General features: G+C 58.8%; 14 protein-coding genes. 6 read left to right on the forward strand and 8 right to left on the reverse strand.

Annotated elements, in window-relative coordinates:
• The 4 genes from ACHZCJ_RS03355 to ACHZCJ_RS03370 all read left to right on the forward strand — a co-directional run bounded on the left by ACHZCJ_RS03355 (nucleotide 1) and on the right by ACHZCJ_RS03370 (nucleotide 3,482).
• Entirely contained in the window at nucleotides 1–1,170 is a 1,170-nt protein-coding gene (locus tag ACHZCJ_RS03355; RefSeq protein WP_321323888.1) for a carboxynorspermidine decarboxylase, read from the forward strand.
• Between the two features lie 146 nt (nucleotides 1,171–1,316).
• Nucleotides 1,317–2,516 (forward strand): type III PLP-dependent enzyme, encoded by a 1,200-nt coding sequence (locus tag ACHZCJ_RS03360; RefSeq protein ID WP_321323890.1) that lies wholly within the window; start codon nucleotides 1,317–1,319, stop codon nucleotides 2,514–2,516.
• 73 nt (nucleotides 2,517–2,589) lie between these two features.
• Entirely contained in the window at nucleotides 2,590–3,021 is a 432-nt protein-coding gene (locus ACHZCJ_RS03365) for an MAPEG family protein (protein ID WP_321323892.1), read from the forward strand.
• Between the two features lie 29 nt (nucleotides 3,022–3,050).
• Nucleotides 3,051–3,482, forward strand: a complete 432-nt coding sequence (locus tag ACHZCJ_RS03370) for an MAPEG family protein (protein ID WP_159642437.1) — start codon at nucleotides 3,051–3,053, stop codon at nucleotides 3,480–3,482.
• A gap of 41 nt (nucleotides 3,483–3,523) precedes the next feature.
• On the opposite strand, the gene ACHZCJ_RS03375 is transcribed toward ACHZCJ_RS03370, so the two are convergent.
• The 8 genes from ACHZCJ_RS03375 to ACHZCJ_RS03410 are packed head-to-tail and all read right to left on the reverse strand — an operon-like array spanning nucleotide 3,524 to nucleotide 13,230.
• Nucleotides 3,524–4,732: a class I SAM-dependent RNA methyltransferase gene (locus tag ACHZCJ_RS03375; protein WP_321323896.1), complete on the reverse strand. Its 1,209-nt coding sequence runs from the start codon at nucleotides 4,730–4,732 to the stop codon at nucleotides 3,524–3,526.
• A complete protein-coding gene (locus tag ACHZCJ_RS03380) occupies nucleotides 4,729–6,132 on the reverse strand; it encodes an NAD(P)H-hydrate dehydratase (protein WP_321323898.1) in 1,404 nt (467 codons plus the stop codon). The genes ACHZCJ_RS03375 and ACHZCJ_RS03380 overlap by 4 nt, the downstream gene beginning before the upstream one ends.
• A gap of 8 nt (nucleotides 6,133–6,140) precedes the next feature.
• Entirely contained in the window at nucleotides 6,141–6,509 is a 369-nt protein-coding gene (locus tag ACHZCJ_RS03385; protein ID WP_159642431.1) for a hypothetical protein, read from the reverse strand.
• A gap of 55 nt (nucleotides 6,510–6,564) precedes the next feature.
• The gene (ilvD, locus tag ACHZCJ_RS03390) at nucleotides 6,565–8,286 is read right to left on the reverse strand and encodes a dihydroxy-acid dehydratase (RefSeq protein WP_321323900.1); all 1,722 of its coding nucleotides are present in this window, start codon (nucleotides 8,284–8,286) and stop codon (nucleotides 6,565–6,567) included.
• Nucleotides 8,287–8,338: 52 nt separating this feature from the next.
• Nucleotides 8,339–9,091, reverse strand: coding sequence for an N-formylglutamate amidohydrolase (locus ACHZCJ_RS03395; RefSeq protein ID WP_321323902.1), 753 nt, complete (start codon nucleotides 9,089–9,091; stop codon nucleotides 8,339–8,341).
• Entirely contained in the window at nucleotides 9,064–9,918 is an 855-nt protein-coding gene (locus tag ACHZCJ_RS03400; protein ID WP_321323905.1) for a 4-(cytidine 5'-diphospho)-2-C-methyl-D-erythritol kinase, read from the reverse strand. Before ACHZCJ_RS03400 ends, ACHZCJ_RS03395 begins: the two co-directional genes overlap by 28 nt.
• Entirely contained in the window at nucleotides 9,918–11,606 is a 1,689-nt protein-coding gene (locus ACHZCJ_RS03405) for a tetratricopeptide repeat protein (protein WP_321323907.1), read from the reverse strand. Before ACHZCJ_RS03405 ends, ACHZCJ_RS03400 begins: the two co-directional genes overlap by 1 nt.
• Nucleotides 11,575–13,230: an electron transfer flavoprotein-ubiquinone oxidoreductase gene (locus ACHZCJ_RS03410; protein WP_321323908.1), complete on the reverse strand. Its 1,656-nt coding sequence runs from the start codon at nucleotides 13,228–13,230 to the stop codon at nucleotides 11,575–11,577. The genes ACHZCJ_RS03405 and ACHZCJ_RS03410 overlap by 32 nt, the downstream gene beginning before the upstream one ends.
• Nucleotides 13,231–13,358: 128 nt before the next feature.
• Between ACHZCJ_RS03410 and ACHZCJ_RS03415 the strand changes: the two genes are divergently transcribed.
• Both ACHZCJ_RS03415 and ACHZCJ_RS03420 read left to right on the forward strand, forming a co-directional pair.
• Complete coding sequence (locus tag ACHZCJ_RS03415; RefSeq protein WP_159642421.1) at nucleotides 13,359–14,135, forward strand: uracil-DNA glycosylase family protein; 777 nt, start codon at nucleotides 13,359–13,361, stop codon at nucleotides 14,133–14,135.
• Nucleotides 14,132–15,874, forward strand: a complete 1,743-nt coding sequence (locus ACHZCJ_RS03420; RefSeq protein ID WP_321323912.1) for a transglycosylase SLT domain-containing protein — start codon at nucleotides 14,132–14,134, stop codon at nucleotides 15,872–15,874. The genes ACHZCJ_RS03415 and ACHZCJ_RS03420 overlap by 4 nt, the downstream gene beginning before the upstream one ends.
• Nucleotides 15,875–15,877: the final 3 nt, after the last annotated feature.

Genomic DNA, 15,877 nt, shown 5'->3' on the forward strand with positions numbered 1-15,877 from the left:
ATGGAGACCAAGGCAGGCGATCCCGGCGCTTTTGCGTATTTTGATTTGGCACGGGTTCCCTCGCCCGCCTTCGTCGTGGACGAGGCAGCCGTGCGGCGGAATCTGGCGATATTGGCAGATATCAGGACGCGTTCGGGTGCCAAGGTCCTGCTGGCGCTAAAAGCATTTTCGATGTGGTCTCTGGCGCCACTGATCGACGAATATCTCGATGGCTATTGCGCGTCGGGCCTGTGGGAAGCGCGGCTTGCCAGAGAGCATTTCAGCGGACCGATCAGCACCTATTCTCCGGCTTATAGAGCTGGTGATCTGGCTGAAATCAGCGATATTTCCGAGCATATCACCTTCAACAATCCTGCGCAGATTGAACGATGGAAAAGTGATTCTCGTCAAGAGATTACGCTTGATAGTTCTGAAATTGGATTAAGAATCAATCCACAAATCCCGCTGGGCGAAACCGAAAAATATGATCCGAGCCAGCCGCATAGCCGGCTCGGCTTTCCGGTCAGCCAGCTGGCACCAGAGCATTTCCGACATTTGAGCGGCATCCACTTTCACAATCTATGCGAGCAGGGTTTTGACGCGTTGCAGCAGACATGGGAGAAGGTCGAGCCGTATATCGCGCCGCATTTCGGCACGCTCAAATGGATAAATCTGGGTGGCGGGCACCATATCACACGCGATGATTATGATCGCGAGGCGCTGGTGTTTTTGCTGAAAGATCTGAAAGCGCGGTCGGGTTGCGATATCTATCTCGAGCCGGGCGAGGCCGTGGCGCTGGATGCGGGCATCCTGGTCGGCGAGATACTGGATGTCTTCGACAATGGCATGCCGGTCGGGATCACCGACATATCGGCGACCTGCCATATGCCGGACGTAATCGAGGCGCCCTATCGGCCGGCCATGCTGGGTGAGCGCAGCGAAGGCACCGCCATTCGCCTCGGCGGACCCAGTTGCCTCGCGGGTGACATTATCGGCGATTATATCCTGCCCGCCGACGCGCATATCGGGCAACGCATCGCTTTCCTTGATCAGGCCCATTATTCGATGGTAAAGACCAACACATTCAACGGTGTTCCCCTGCCCTCGATCTGGCTGTGGAACAGCGACAATGACACGCTAAAATGCGTCAAAACATTCGATTGGACGGTGTTTCGGAACCGGTTGAGTTAGAAAATGGACCGGTAGCAGCACTTTCTGTAAATGTAGGACTTTACAGACTCATATAGCGGCCATATAGCCGCGCTTCGCTGCCCCATGGCCGCTTGCGAATCCGCAAGGCAGCTCAATCGATCTAAGCCGATAGGGGGTCCCTTGAGTTGCGCTATTACCATGATGCCGAGGAGCTGACGAAGGCTCTTAGCCCAGATATTCCAGTTTTGCTTAACCGGCCACACGCTGCCCGTCGTGCTGCGCGTTATTTCGTCGAGCAGTTTCCCGGCAAGTCGCTCTATGCGGTGAAGGCGAATCCTTCGCCAACCTTGCTGCAATTGCTTTGGAAAGAAGGCGTCACCCATTTCGACGTCGCCTCGATCGACGAAGTGCGGACCGTGCGCGCGGCGCTGCCAGAGGCGACGCTTTGCTACATGAACCCGGTCAAGCAGTTGGCTTCGGTGCGGGAAGCCTATCACGAGCATGGCGTGCGGATTTTCTCGCTCGACAGTATCGAAGAGCTGGAGAAGATCGAACTGGGCACCGGTAATGCCGAAGACCTGACGCTCTGCGTCCGGATTCGCGTGGCTTCGGAATTTGCCGAAATCAGCCTCGCTTCGAAATTCGGTATCGATGTCGATGAATCGGCCGAATTGCTGCAGCGCGTGCGGCAGCGGGCCGACTGCCTCGGAATCTGCTTTCATGTCGGAAGCCAGGCGATGACGCCGCTCGCCTATGTCCATGCTCTCGAGCGGGTCCGTACCGCGATTGTCGGCGCGTCGGTGACCGTAGACATCGTCAATGTCGGTGGTGGTTTTCCGTCCATTTATCCCGATCTGGCGCCGGTTTCGCTCAACCATTATTTCACCGCCATCGACCGCACGTTCGAGGATCTGCCGATCAGCTATTCCGCAGAGCTGTGGTGCGAACCCGGTCGCGCATTGTCGGCCGAATATAGCTCGCTGGTGGTCAAGGTTGAACGCCGTCGTGGCAACGAGCTCTATATCAATGACGGCGCCTATGGCACCCTGTTCGACGCGGCCCATATCGGCTGGCGCTTTCCGGTACGCCAGGTGGGTTCCGATGAAGTTGATGGTGCAACCACCGGCTTCAGCTTCTACGGCCCGACCTGCGACGACATGGACTTCATGGCCGGACCGTTCACCCTGCCCGACAGCATTCAGGCCGGCGACTATATCGAAATCGGTATGATCGGTGCCTATGGCTCGGCGATGCGGACCAAGTTCAACGGCTATGGCAGCAGCGAGGAATATGATGTCGCCGACGAACCGATGGCCAGCCTTTATGTCGGCGAAAATCTCGACCGGTCCGATCGCGACAATGTGGTGTCCTTTCCGAGCGCCTAGCCACTGATTTAGGTTGCAATTGACAATCGGTTACAGTTGACGCAGTTTCTTCCCGTTTTCGGGAGGACGAAACATGGAAATTGCAATTTTGGCTCCAGCGGCCGTGCTGGTCTTGTGGTCGCTGATCATGCTGTTCTGGGTGGCCGCGACAAGATTCCCCGCGATGGCGAAATCCGGCGCGGATCTAGGCAGCGCAAAACCGGGTGGACGCGGCAGCGATCTCGAAGGGGTCATTCCCGACAAAGTAAACTGGAAGGCCCATAATTACACCCATTTGATGGAACAACCGACTCTGTTCTACGCGACGGTCGTCATTCTGGCCCTTGCCGGTGCAGGGCACGGAATGAATCTCTATCTGGCATGGGCCTATGTCATCATCCGGATCGTCCACAGCATCTGGCAGGCGACGGTCAATCTGGTGAAGGTCCGCTTTCTGCTCTTCATATTGTCGACCGTCTGCCTGCTGGTCATGGCGGTCAACGCCCTGTGGGCCACGCTTTTCTAGCATCATAACAATATTCGGGAGGAAATTTAATGGACAACAGCCCCTTGCTGCAACCGATGGTTGCGCTCATTCTGTGGACCATGCTGATCTGGCTGTGGATGTATGTCACGCGGATTCCGGCGATGAACAAGGCCAAGATCGACACCGCCAATCTGGTCGGTGGCAAAGGCGGTGATCTCGACGAATTGCTGCCGCCGGACGTGCAGTGGAAAGCGCATAATTATAACCATTTGCTGACAGAACCGACGCTTTTTTATGCAATTTGTGTTGTTTTAATCCTTTCGGGACAGGATTATGGACTGAACCAGACCATTGCCTGGGCCTATGTTGCCCTGCGCGTGTTGCACAGTCTGGTACAGGTGACCGTCAACCGCGTGCTTTTCCGGTTCATATTATTTGCCCTGTCGAGCCTGTGCATTATCGCGCTCGCAATTCACGCAGCTATCGCGGTCTTCCATTAGACGAGGTGATGGCTGGAGCGGACCAGCCCTTGCAGGCGTAGCTAGCGGCTGAAGCTGGAGACAAGCTCGACATGGGTCGACCAGAGAAACTGGCCCACCGGCCAGACCTGGTCGAGCTTGTAGCCGGCGTCGCACAGTTGCTTCGCATCGCGGGCGAAACTGGCCGGATTGCAGCTGATATAGCAGATTTTCGCGACATCGGACTGAGCCAGTTGCAATATCTGGTCGCGGGCGCCGGCCCGCGGCGGATCGAGAATGACGGCATTGAAGCGGTTCAGTTCCTCGACGCTTAGCGGTCGCCGGAACAGATCGCGATGCTCGCAGAAAATCTGTCGAGTCGAATGGTTGGCCGCCATTTTCAGCGAACCGATGGCATCGCGCGCGCCCTCGGCGGCATAGACTTTCTGGTCCGGGCCCAGAGCAAGCGTGAACGTACCCAGTCCGGCGAACAGGTCCGCAACCAGACGCGCATCGCCAACCGTTTCCCGCATGGCAGCGACCAGCACCTGCTGACCTTCCCGTGTCGGCTGCAGGAAGCTGCTGTGCGGAAAACCGACCACAGTGCCGCCCAGCGTGACCGTCACCGGCTCCGGTTCCCACTGGGTTTCGGGACCATAGCCGCCATCGACCGACAGGCGCGCCAGGCCGTTGTTCTGGGCAAAGGCCGATAGCGCTTCGCGCTGCTCCAGACCTTCCGGTTCGTAATTGCTAATCAGCAGGTCAATGCCCTGGTCGATCAGGGTCATTTCGATATTCATGTCATGTTTACGGCGGGCCGCTTTCTTGAGAAAGCTCCGAAGCGGCGCGAGTAGCGCGAACAGCTCGGGCGCCATAATCTCGCATTGCTTTAGATCGACAATCCTGTGGCTGCCCGCACCGCTGAACCCCAGCTTGAACTGGTCGCCGAGCTTGGCCGCGCGCAGGCTGGCGCGAATGCGGCTTTTGGGTTGCGAAATCTGCGGCGGGTGGAGCTTTCCGGCGACCACCCCCTGTCCTTCCAGCGCATAGGCCACGCGCTCGGTGAGGAAGCGGGCGTAGCTCTCGGCATCGAGATGTTGCAGGCTGCAACCGCCGCAGGACTGGAAATGCTGACAGGGTGGTTCGACATGATGCGGTCCCTTGATCAGGCCACCATCTTCGTTCAGCCGGTCGAGCGGTGCGGAAAAGGCAATATGGCGGCCATCGGCAGTCACGCCGTCCCCCTTCGCGGCGACGCGAATGATCAGGTCTGGATCGGCGGTCGCGGTCATAAACATTCCTGCAAGCTGGCGGGGATCTGGTCGACAAGCATTTCCGGCGTGAATGCCGGGCCCGCCAATTGTCCGGCCCGGCTGTGCAGCCACTGGCCTTCGCAGGCTGCCTTATAAGCACTCAGGCCCGTTGCCAAGCGACTTGCGATGATCCCGGCCAATATGTCACCGGTGCCCGCCGTGGACTGCCACGGGCAGTCCTGGGCTGATATCGATGCCTTGCCGTCAGGACCGGCGATCACCGTATCCGAGCCCTTCAGCAAAATGCTGCATCCGGACTGCTGCGCGAGTTGCCGGCTGTCGTCGATTTTATGCTCGGGCGCTCGTCCCGTCAGGGCAGCGAATTCTCCGCCATGGGGAGTCGCGATCGTCTCGGCAGAGCGCCCTTTCACAAGATCGGTGAATTGCGGTCCGGCAACGGTCAACGCGTCGGCATCAATCACCAGCGGTGCATCGGCTGCCAGTGCTATTGTCAGGAGCTCCTTCGCCCGGTCATCCCGGCCCAGGCCGGGACCGACGATGATTGCGGAGATCCGCTTGTCGGAAAGCTTTTGCTGCAGGTCCGCCATGTCCTGCACGGTTTCGACCACGATACTGGGGTGGGGCGATGAAAAGCCGGAGGGCGCAAGGATTTTGACATAGCCCGCTCCCGCTTTCTGGGCCGCCATCGCAGTGAGTTGCGCGGCGCCGGGCATTGCGCCGGCGACCACGGCAACCAGACCGCGGCTATATTTATGATCCAGCGATGTCGGTCCGGATATCCGCGGTTTCGGCAATATTTCCAGATTGCTGTCCGCTGATATGCCGATATCGATGCCGACCAGATCGCCCATTTTCGACCGCGCCGGCTCCAGATAATGGGAAGGTTTATACGCTCCGAGCGTGACGGTCATATCAAAAGCCGGAAGGTCATTGAGCAATAGACCGTGATCGGATTCAACGCCGCTGGGCAAATCGATCGCAACCCGACGTTTCGCACCGGCAAACAGGCGGCTGAAATGGCTGAACCAGCCATCACCAATGGCGCGCGTCAATCCGGTGCCGAAGAGACAGTCGACAAATTGCGCGGCGGGTTGTGCATCTTCCAGCAAGACGGTTTCCCCATGCCAAAGCGATTTGGCATGGCGCGCGGCGGCGGTTGTCGGATCAGCCGCCGCGGCGATGCCGACTTCAACGCCTTTATCCCGCAGCCATTGCGCGATCACATAGCCGTCTCCGCCATTATTGCCCGGACCACAAAGCACCAGAGTCGGCATATCGGCGGCAACGCGCCAGATCATCTGCGCGGCGCCTTGCCCTGCGCGGCGCATAAGTTCGTCAACGCTAACGCCGGAGTCGATCAGCTTCTGTTCCGCACGCTTCATTTCAGCGGCGGTCAATATATTCCCCTGATTGATCATGCCTGCCTCTAGCTTCCGGCTGGCGCCGGTTCTTCCTGGCTGTCGGTGGGCCCTTCTGCACCAGCGTTCGGTTTGATCTGTGCGGGCAACAGATATTTGTCGGGTCCGACGCTGACCTGGATCTTGCCATCTTCAACAATCATGATCCGCGCCCTGTCAAAACCGTCCGCGGCTTCCAGGCCATGACCGTCGGTCAGCACATTGAATCGACGGAAACCGCCGTCGGGGTGCCGGATGATCATGGTGACGCCATTTTCACCGCTCAGCCGTTCAATCAGGCAGTCGCGGGTAAAATCGGTTGCACCATCGATGGCGCAACTGATTTTTCCGTCTTCTCCGGCTTGTGCAGCCGCTCGCTGCTCTGCTTCGGCAAGCACAGCATTGTCCGGCCTGCTGTCGCAAGCAGTCAACAATAACGCGAAGGCGACAGCACTAGATATCCGCATAGACATGTTTTTCCGCTTTGGCTCCCGGATGGGTAACCGCGCCCTTATAGGCCGGTCCCACATTCTGGGCATAGCGCCACAAGGTCCCCGAACCATAATCACTTTCGCGTTGCGTGAAGTTTTTCCTCCGCTCGGCCAATATCGCCTCGTCGACTTCCAGATCGATAAGGCCCTTCTCGGCATCAATATTGATCATGTCGCCATCCTCGATCAGGCCGATAGGTCCACCATCGGCCGCCTCCGGTCCGACATGGCCAATGCAGAAACCGCGAGTGGCGCCCGAGAAGCGGCCATCGGTGATCAGCGCGACTTTCTCGCCCATGCCCTGACCATAGAGCGCGGCGGTGGTGGCCAACATTTCCCGCATGCCGGGGCCGCCTTTCGGCCCTTCGTTGCGGATAACGACGACAGCGCCTTCCTTGATCTTCCGGTCTTCGACGGCTTCAAAAGCATCTTCCTCGCACTCGAAGACCTGGGCCGGACCGCGGAACTGCAGGCGTGCCATGCCGGCGACCTTGACGATCGCGCCTTCTGGCGCCAGCGAACCGCGCAGACCGACGACGCCGCCGGTCGGGGTGATCGCATTTTGTACGTCGTAGATCACTTTCTGGTCCGGATTCCAGACGATTTCCTCGATATTCTCGCCAAGCGTCTTGCCGGTAACGGTGATGCAGTCGCCCTTGATCAGACCATTGTCCATCATCGTCTTCATCAGCATATAGACACCGCCGGCATCGTGCATGTCCTTGGCGACATATTTGCCGCCCGGCTTGAGGTCCGCCAGATAGGGGGTGGTCTTGAAGATTTCCGCGACGTCGAACAGGTCGAAATCTATACCCGCCTCGCTGGCCATGGCCGGCAGATGAAGAGCCGCATTGGTCGAGCCACCCGTTGCGGCGACCACGCGGGCCGCGTTGACGAACGCATCCCGGGTACAGATATCGCGCGGGCGCAGGTTGCGCTCGATCAGGTTCATGATCTGGCGGCCGGCGGCGCGCGCCATGTCGTCGCGGGTTTCATAGGGGGCCGGCGCCATATTGCTGTTTGGCAGCGACAGACCAATCGCTTCGGCGACGCAGGCCATGGTGTTGGCGGTAAACTGGCCACCGCAAGCGCCATGGCCGGGACAGGCGACCTTCTCCAGTTCGATCAGCTCCTGCAGCGGGCAATTGCCGGCGCTATGCTGTCCGACGGCTTCGAAGACATCGACCACGGTCACATCATGGTCGTGGAAACGACCGGGCAGGATCGAGCCGCCATAGACAAATATCGACGGGACATTGAGCCGCAGCATCGCCATCATCATACCGGGCAGGCTCTTGTCACAGCCGGCATAGCCGATAACCGCGTCATAGCAGTGGCCACGAACGCTCAGTTCGACGCTGTCGGCGATGACCTCGCGAGAAACGAGCGAGGCTTTCATGCCCTGATGGCCCATGGCAATGCCGTCGGTGACAGTGATCGTATTGAACCGGCGCGGCGTACCGCCGGCCTCGATCACGCCTTCACGCGCGATATCGGCCTGACCGTCGAGCAATGTGTTGCAGGGCGCGCTGTCGTTCCCCGCGGAAGCGATGCCGACAAAAGGTTTTGCGATATCTTCCTCGGTCATTCCCATGGCATAATAATAGCTGCGCTGGGGGGCGCGTTCGGGACCGACGCTGACGTGACGGCTGGGCAAACGGGATTTATCGAATCTGTTGGTCATTCTGGCTTTCCAATATGGCAATTTCCGGATCGTCCTTCCAAAAGTCCGCCGGTTAAGCAAGAGCCGTTCTTATTTTATCGCACGTACGCAATAAAATATCGGCAAATCGCCGCTGTCCGGTCTCTTCCCGGATCAGGTCCTGACGGACTTCGACCCCGATATAGGGCTGGCCGACGGTTTCACACTGCCGGTTCATCGTCGCGTTGAGATCCTTGCCCGAATACGGCATCTGGTCACCGACGATCAAGCCCTCCTCCTCGCCGAGATACTGGAGCGCGAGGCGCGGGGCCGTCTGATGATCATTATACATGATGCCGATGTCCCACGGACGTTTCAGCTGCGGATTGGTCCGCAGCACCGGCGAAAAGCTGTGCAGCGAAGCCACCAGCACCGGCTTCAGGTCGGCGATCAGCGTCGCCACCCGGTCATGATAGGGCGTGAAGAAGCGATCCAGCCTCGCCCGTTTTTCTGCTTCGGAAAGACGATTGCCCGGGATTTCAACGCCGTCGCTGCGCTCCACGATGACGGCTGGTTCATCGGGATAGCGGTTGAGATCGACGATAAGCCGGGAAGCCGTGCTGAGAACGGCGAGATAGCCTCCCTGCTCGGTCATCAACCGGGCTATCGGTGCGATCCCGGGATCATAGGCGATATGGTCCGTGGCATATTGTGGCGGAATACCGAGATCGATATCGTCGGGGACGTGGCAGGAGGCATGATCAACCAGCAGCAGAACGCCGCCTTCGGAGGGCACGCCAGAAATTTCGAATGCTTCGGTCACCGGATTTTCCCAATCATCGTCCATATTCGGTCCATCGTCTTGCGGCAGTGGCTCTCTGCTTTTCTGGCTTCGGCGGTTGAATCAAACAAGGCAAAACATGTTGCACCCGATCCCGACATACGGGCTAGCACCGGCCGGCAATTTTCCAGCGCCTGGAGGACTGCCGTCAACTCCGATACCAGCGCCACGGCCGGGTCCTGCAGGTCATTTCTGCCTTTGCGGGCCGAGGCGATCAGCGGTCCACCCGAAAGGGCGCCGCGATCCACACCGTCCCAGGCCGCAAATATGTCCGCTGTAGACACCGGGACCAGAGGATTGACCAGCAGCGCGTCGGTACCGCGCAGATCATCATCGACAATCGGCTCCAGATCCTGGCCGATACCCGTGCCGCGGCAGGTTTTGCTGGCGACGCAGGCCGGGACATCGGCGCCGAGCGGCCGCGCCACAACCGCCAATTCTTCTGGCGACAGCCCAAGCCCCCAGAAGCGGTTGAGCAACCGCAGCGTCGCTGCGGCATCGGCCGATCCTCCGCCGATTCCGGACGCGACCGGCAGTTGCTTGTCAAGATGCAGACGGGCCCCGCGCTTCATATCTGCGTGCTGCGCGAGCCGGTCTGCCGCCTGTATAACCAGATTGTCGGTCGCGCTCAAACCGTCCGCAAAAGGACCATCGATCTGCAAACTGATACCCTCGCCCGGACGCACCGAAATCCTGTCTCCCTGATCGAGAAAGGCAAATATCGTCTCCAGTTCGTGATAGCCGTCGGGCAGCCGCCTGCGGACATGCAGCGCCAGATTGATTTTTGCATAGGCCGTTTCCCGATCCGGCCCATCCCGTTCTGAACCGGACATCAGGGCGATACGAGGTCGGGCTGGAGACCGATATCTATTTTGCTGGCAAGCCGCTGTGCATCCTCGTCTTCTGCGAACAATTTTGCAGATTTCCAGGCATAGCGCGCCTCGTAAAGCCGACCGACGGTCCAATAGGCATCTCCGAGATGCTCATTGATCGTCGGGTCCTGTGGCTGGCCTTCCAGAGCGCTTTCCAGATAGGTAACGGCCCGTTTGTGGTCGCCGGTAATGAAATAGGCCCAGCCGAGGGAATCGGTGATCGCGGGCGAATTCGATCGCAATTCGTGCGCCTGCTTGATCGCAGCGACCGCTTCCTCCTCGTTCTCCCGCCGTTCGAGTTGGGCATAGCCGAGATAATTGAGGATTGTCGGGGAATTGGGCAGCAGCTCATTTGCCCTGCGCAGCGATTCCAGCCCTTCCGGCCAGATTCCGGCCTGTTCCTGCGCGCCGCCCAGTGCCAGCCAGTAATTGGCGAGAACCAGATCGGAGCGGTTCTGCTGCTCCGCCAGCCGGACGGCCGAGGTAAAAGCATCCGCCGCCGCCGCATGGTCACCCTGTGCCTGCAATACCTGGCCGCGCAGCATATGGAGTTCGGGAGCCTCCGGATCCGATTCCAGAACAGACACGAGCCGAGCCTTGGCTCCGTCATAATTATCGTTGGCAACCAAGCTGGCGATCTGCGAACTCAGTCCGACGAGAAAATAGGGACTGTCGCTGCCAATCCGCGCGTATTCCGCCGCCGCCAGATCGTGCTTCTCGGCCAGTGCATAGGCACGGCCCAGTATCAGCCAGGCATAGTCGGACCTGCCGGCAACCTGCGCGCCGGACAGCGCGAGCAGTTGCGAGAGAAAATTGGCCTGCTGCGCAGCCAGATCGCTCGAGAGCCGCTGGAAAAGAAAGGCCAGACCGGTGGTTGCCGTTACTTTTCGGGCCACGCCTTTTTTCAGCCCGGTTTCGATCTGATGATATAATCTCTGCTCGGCCGCGGTAGACCGTAGCTTCAGAATTTCCTTTGCCGCTTCCGGTTTGTTTCGCGCCCAGAAATGTCGGGCCGCCATTATTCGTACCGGCGCCATCCGCGCTTCGTTGCGCTCGACCAGAGCGGCGATCAAGGAGAGCGCGGCATCTTCCTGTCGGCGGGCGAGGCTGTTCAGGATCAGCTGCTCTTCGAGATAATAGCGGGCGGTCGCATTGCTTCTGGCTCGCGAAAGCATCGCGGTCCCGTCACGCCCTCTTGCGGTTTCCAGCCAAGCCGCCAGAAACGGTTCAAGAAAGGCAAAATTCCCGAGTGATTCCGCCTCGACAGTCGCCAGATCGGCGCCATTCCAGTCCCGCTGCGCAAAGGCCGAAGCATAGAGCAGCAGTGGCATTTCCGGCTCCACCGTACCGCGCAACTGCATGACCCGGACCGCTTTTACGGCCAGATCGAAATCTCCCGTTTCCACGGCGCTAACATAGGCTTTGCCAGCGAACAACTCGTTGTCCGGCTGTTCCTTCAGACCGTCCGCGTAGATGGCGGCCGCAAGCTGATTCTGATCGGCGGACTCGGCCAGTCTGGCTTCAACAAAGCGATTGAGGCCCGTGTTGCTGTCGCCGCGACTGGCTAGCGCCGGTGCAGCAATCTGACTGGTGGCGAGCAGCGCCCATAGGCCGAGACTACATATTCGGATAATTTGGACCTCCGCCACCTTCCGGAACCACCCAGTTGATATTCTGGGCCGGGTCCTTGATATCACAGGTCTTGCAGTGCACGCAATTTTGCGCGTTGATCTGGAATTTCGGCTTGCCGGCCTCGTCCTCGACAAATTCGTAGACGCCTGCCGGGCAATAGCGCGCCGAAGGGCCGGCAAAGACCGGCAGATTGACATTAACCGGTATATCGGGATCTTTCAGCTGCAGATGGACCGGCTGGTCTTCTTCATGGTTGGTGTTCGACAGGAATACCGACGACAGGCGATCGAAACTGATCACCCCGTCGGGCTTCGGATATTCGATCGGATTGCAATGTTCCGCCCGCTTCAATCGCGACCAGTCAGGGTGCAATTTCATCGTGAACGGCATTTTGATCTTCAGATGCTCGGCCCACATGTTGATCCCGGAAATGATCGTGCCGAGGAAATCGCCATATTTCTCGACCGCCGGCAACACGTTGCGCACCACGCGCAATTCTTCCCGGACCCAGCTATTTTCGTAAGCCGCGCCATAAGCGGTCAGTTCGTCGCTGCTGCGGTCTGCCACAATCGCTTCATAAGCAGCTTCTGCGGCCATCATTCCGGTCTTCATGGCGGTGTGCGTACCCTTGATTCGCGGAACATTGACGAAGCCGGCGGAACAGCCGATCAGCGCGCCGCCCGGAAAATAGAGCTTGGGAACGGCTTGGAAGCCGCCATCGTTGATTGCTCGCGCGCCATAGGAAACGCGTTTGCCGCCTTCCAGGATCTGGCGGATTTCCGGATGCTGCTTCCAGCGCTGCATTTCCTCGAACGGCGACAGATAGGGGTTTTCGTAATTCAGCCAGGTGACAAAGCCGAGCGCGACCTGATTGTCCGCCTGATGATAGAGGAAGCCGCCGCCATTGGCGCCTTCGCTGAGCGGCCAGCCCTGCGAGTGGATCACACGGCCCGGCTTGTGCTTGGCCGGATCGATATCCCACAATTCCTTGATCCCGAGACCATAGATTTGCGGCTCGCTTTCGGCATCCAGCGAAAACTGGTTTTTCAGAATCTTGGTCAGATGGCCGCGCGCGCCTTCGGCAAAGAATGTATATTTGGCGTGCAGTTCGAGACCGGGTTCATAATCCGGCTTGTGGCTGCCATCCCGTGCCACGCCCATATCGCCGGTGGCAACGCCTTTTACCGATCCATCCTCATTATACAGGATTTCGGCGGCCGCGAAGCCCGGGAAGATTTCGACGCCCATATTTTCGGCCCGTTCGCCCAGCCAGCGACACAGATTGCCGAGCGAACCGGTATAGGTGCCCTTGTTGTGCATGAAAGACGGGGTCATGAAATGGGGCAGCGAAATTTTTTTCTTCTTGGTCAATATCCAGTGATGGTTTTCGGTCACCGGAGTCTGCGCGAGCGGACAATCTTCGTCGCGCCATGACGGGAAGAGTTCATCCAGGCCCTTGGGGTCAATCACCGCGCCGGACAGGATATGCGCGCCGATTTCGGAGCCTTTTTCCAACACGCAGACCGACAGGTCCTTGCCTGCCTCGTCGGCCATCTGTTTGAACCTTATGGCTGCACTGAGACCGGCGGGACCACCCCCGACTATCACCAGATCATAAGGCATTGACTCTCGTTCACTCATGTCGCTTTTCCTACAATTCTTGCTTTTATTCTCTTCTATAATCGGTCTGTCGTAAACCGAAACCCGCTGGGCAGAAACCTGCTTTCCCGCCAATTGACCTATTCGTCAACTCATGACTCTATGCATAAATGAATTTAATCTCCGCACCAACGCCTAATCCTTCACCCGAGTCGATGATCGCCAGCCTGCAAGACTGGTGGTCGCTGGCTGGCGTCGATCTGGATTATGCCGACCGGCCGGCGGCGCTGCTGGCCCCCGCAACCATCGCTCCGGTGCAGGATCTGCCGCAAACAGCAACCGTTACGGAACGCGTGCCGGAAGAGGCCAGAACTCCGGTACAGGCCGAGCCATTGCCGGCCACCTATCCCGAATTTCTTGATTGGCTGGCCAATGACAGGAAGCTGGTTGAGTCGGGCTGGTCGAAGCAAAGGGTAATGCCGCAAGGGGACCTGGAACCGGAAATCATGGTGATTTCGGCGCTGCCGGAAAAAAACCGCAATGGCGACGTCCATCTCTTCAACCCGGACAACCGAAAACTGCTGGAAAAAATGCTGACGGCCATCGGATGTGATTCGGGCCAATCCTATCTAGCAAATATCGCTCTTTCCCTCTCCTATGATGGCCGGATAGACGAACAGCATTGGCCAGTGCTGAAAAACCGGCTTTTGCACCATATCGGGCTGGTCCGTCCGCACCGTATCATCTGCTTCGGCGACCTGGCGGCCAAGATCATATTCGGGCAGGACCTGCTGACCGCGCGCAAGAATAAGCAATTTATTAACCATAGTTCCTCACAAACAGAAGCGATCGTGACATTTCACCCGCGGATCCTGATCGAACGGCCATTGTTCAAGGCCGAAGCGTGGAAGGATTTGCAAATGCTGACAAGGATTTCTGCCTCGTGAAACTGAAATTTGCACTGACCGTATCGCTCCTGACCCTCACCGCTGCACCCGCGCTCGCAGACGATGGTGCCGTTCTCTACAACAGCGCTTCGGTTGCGAAATATGTTCCCTCACAGCTCAAGCAGAAACAATCGGACCATTATCGCGCCCTGTTTTCAGCGATGAGCAGCAATCACTGGGACGTGGCGAAAAACCTGCTCGACACGGCGCCGACCGGCCCGCTGAAACCGATTGCGCAAGCCGAATATTTCCTGGCTGCCGATAGTCCCCGGGCAGAACTTGGGCCGTTGCTGACTCTGGTCAATGAAGCGCCGCAAATACCGCAAGCCGCGCAATTGGGCCGCCTGGCCCAGAAACGCGGCGCGCAACTGCTGCCCGACCTGCCCCAGCGCCGCAACCTGTCATGGATTCCCGGTTCTCCGATCCGGTCGAAACCGAAAGATATCAGCTCCGACAGCGCAGCCAATAGCGTGCGCGGCCAGATTATAGACTTTATCAAGAATGACAATCCACATGGCGCGGAAGCACTGCTGAACGCCAATGCCAGCCAGATGTCCTCCGAAGCACGCACGGAACTGGAGCAGCGGGTTGCCTGGTCCTATTATATCGAAAATGACGACAGCTCCGCATTGCGGCTCGCCCGGCAGGCACAAAATGGCTCGGGTGAATGGGTTGGCCATGCCAACTGGGTGGCCGGGCTGGCATCATGGCGGCTGAACGACTGCCGCACAGCCGGCAACGCATTTGAACAGGTCTCCCGGTCTGCCGCCAATGTCGACCTGCAGGCTGCCGGTCTCTACTGGAGCGCCCGATCCGATCTAAAATGCGGCCTGCCTGAGCGGGTGCAGGGCAAGCTGCAGGCCGCGGCGCGTTTCGATGACAGCTTTTACGGTATGCTTGCGGCGCAGACACTCGGCATGGAACCGGACCGGTCCGGCCAAAGCGAGTCGTTCGAGAAAGCGGACTGGCGCGCGCTGGAACGGCACGAAAATGTCCGCGCTGCCATCGCTCTGGTGGAAATTGGTGAGGAACAGCTGGCCGATGAGGTGCTGCGGCATCAGGCGACGATCGGCGACAGCGGCGACCACCCTGCCCTGATCAAACTGGCCCGCGAACTTGATTTGCCACGGACCCAGCTCTGGCTCGCCCATAATGCGCCGCGCGGGGTGAAACCCGATGTCCAGGCCCGCTTCCCGGCGCCGAAATGGAAGCCGGACGGTGGCTGGCGCGTCGATCCGGCATTGGTCTATGCCCATACATTGCAGGAATCCGCATTCCGCAGCAAAGTGGTCAGCCCAGCGAACGCCATCGGCCTGATGCAGGTCCGTCCCGGAACCGCCGGCGATATCGCCCGGGCCAATGGCCTCAATTTCAGCGAATCCGATCTATACCGCCCCTCGACCAATCTCGAATATGGCCAGTCCTATCTCGAATATCTTGGCAAATCATCGATCACCGGCGGCAAGCTGCCCAAAATTGCCGCGGCTTATAACGCCGGGCCAGGCGCGGTGCAGCGCTGGAACAGCGAAGTTCGTGATAATGACGATCCGCTGCTGTTCATGGAAAGCATTCCCTATGTCGAGACTCGTGGCTATGTCTCGATTATATTGCGCAACTACTGGATGTACGAGAAACAGGCCGGTCTCCAATCGGTCAGCGCCCGCGCGCTTTCACAAAATCAATGGCCGCAGTTTCCCGGCAATCCGGACCGGCACAGGACCCAGTTCACTTCCCGCTAAGAA

This window comes from uncultured Parasphingorhabdus sp. (assembly GCF_963677535.2).
GTDB lineage: Bacteria > Pseudomonadota > Alphaproteobacteria > Sphingomonadales > Sphingomonadaceae > Parasphingorhabdus.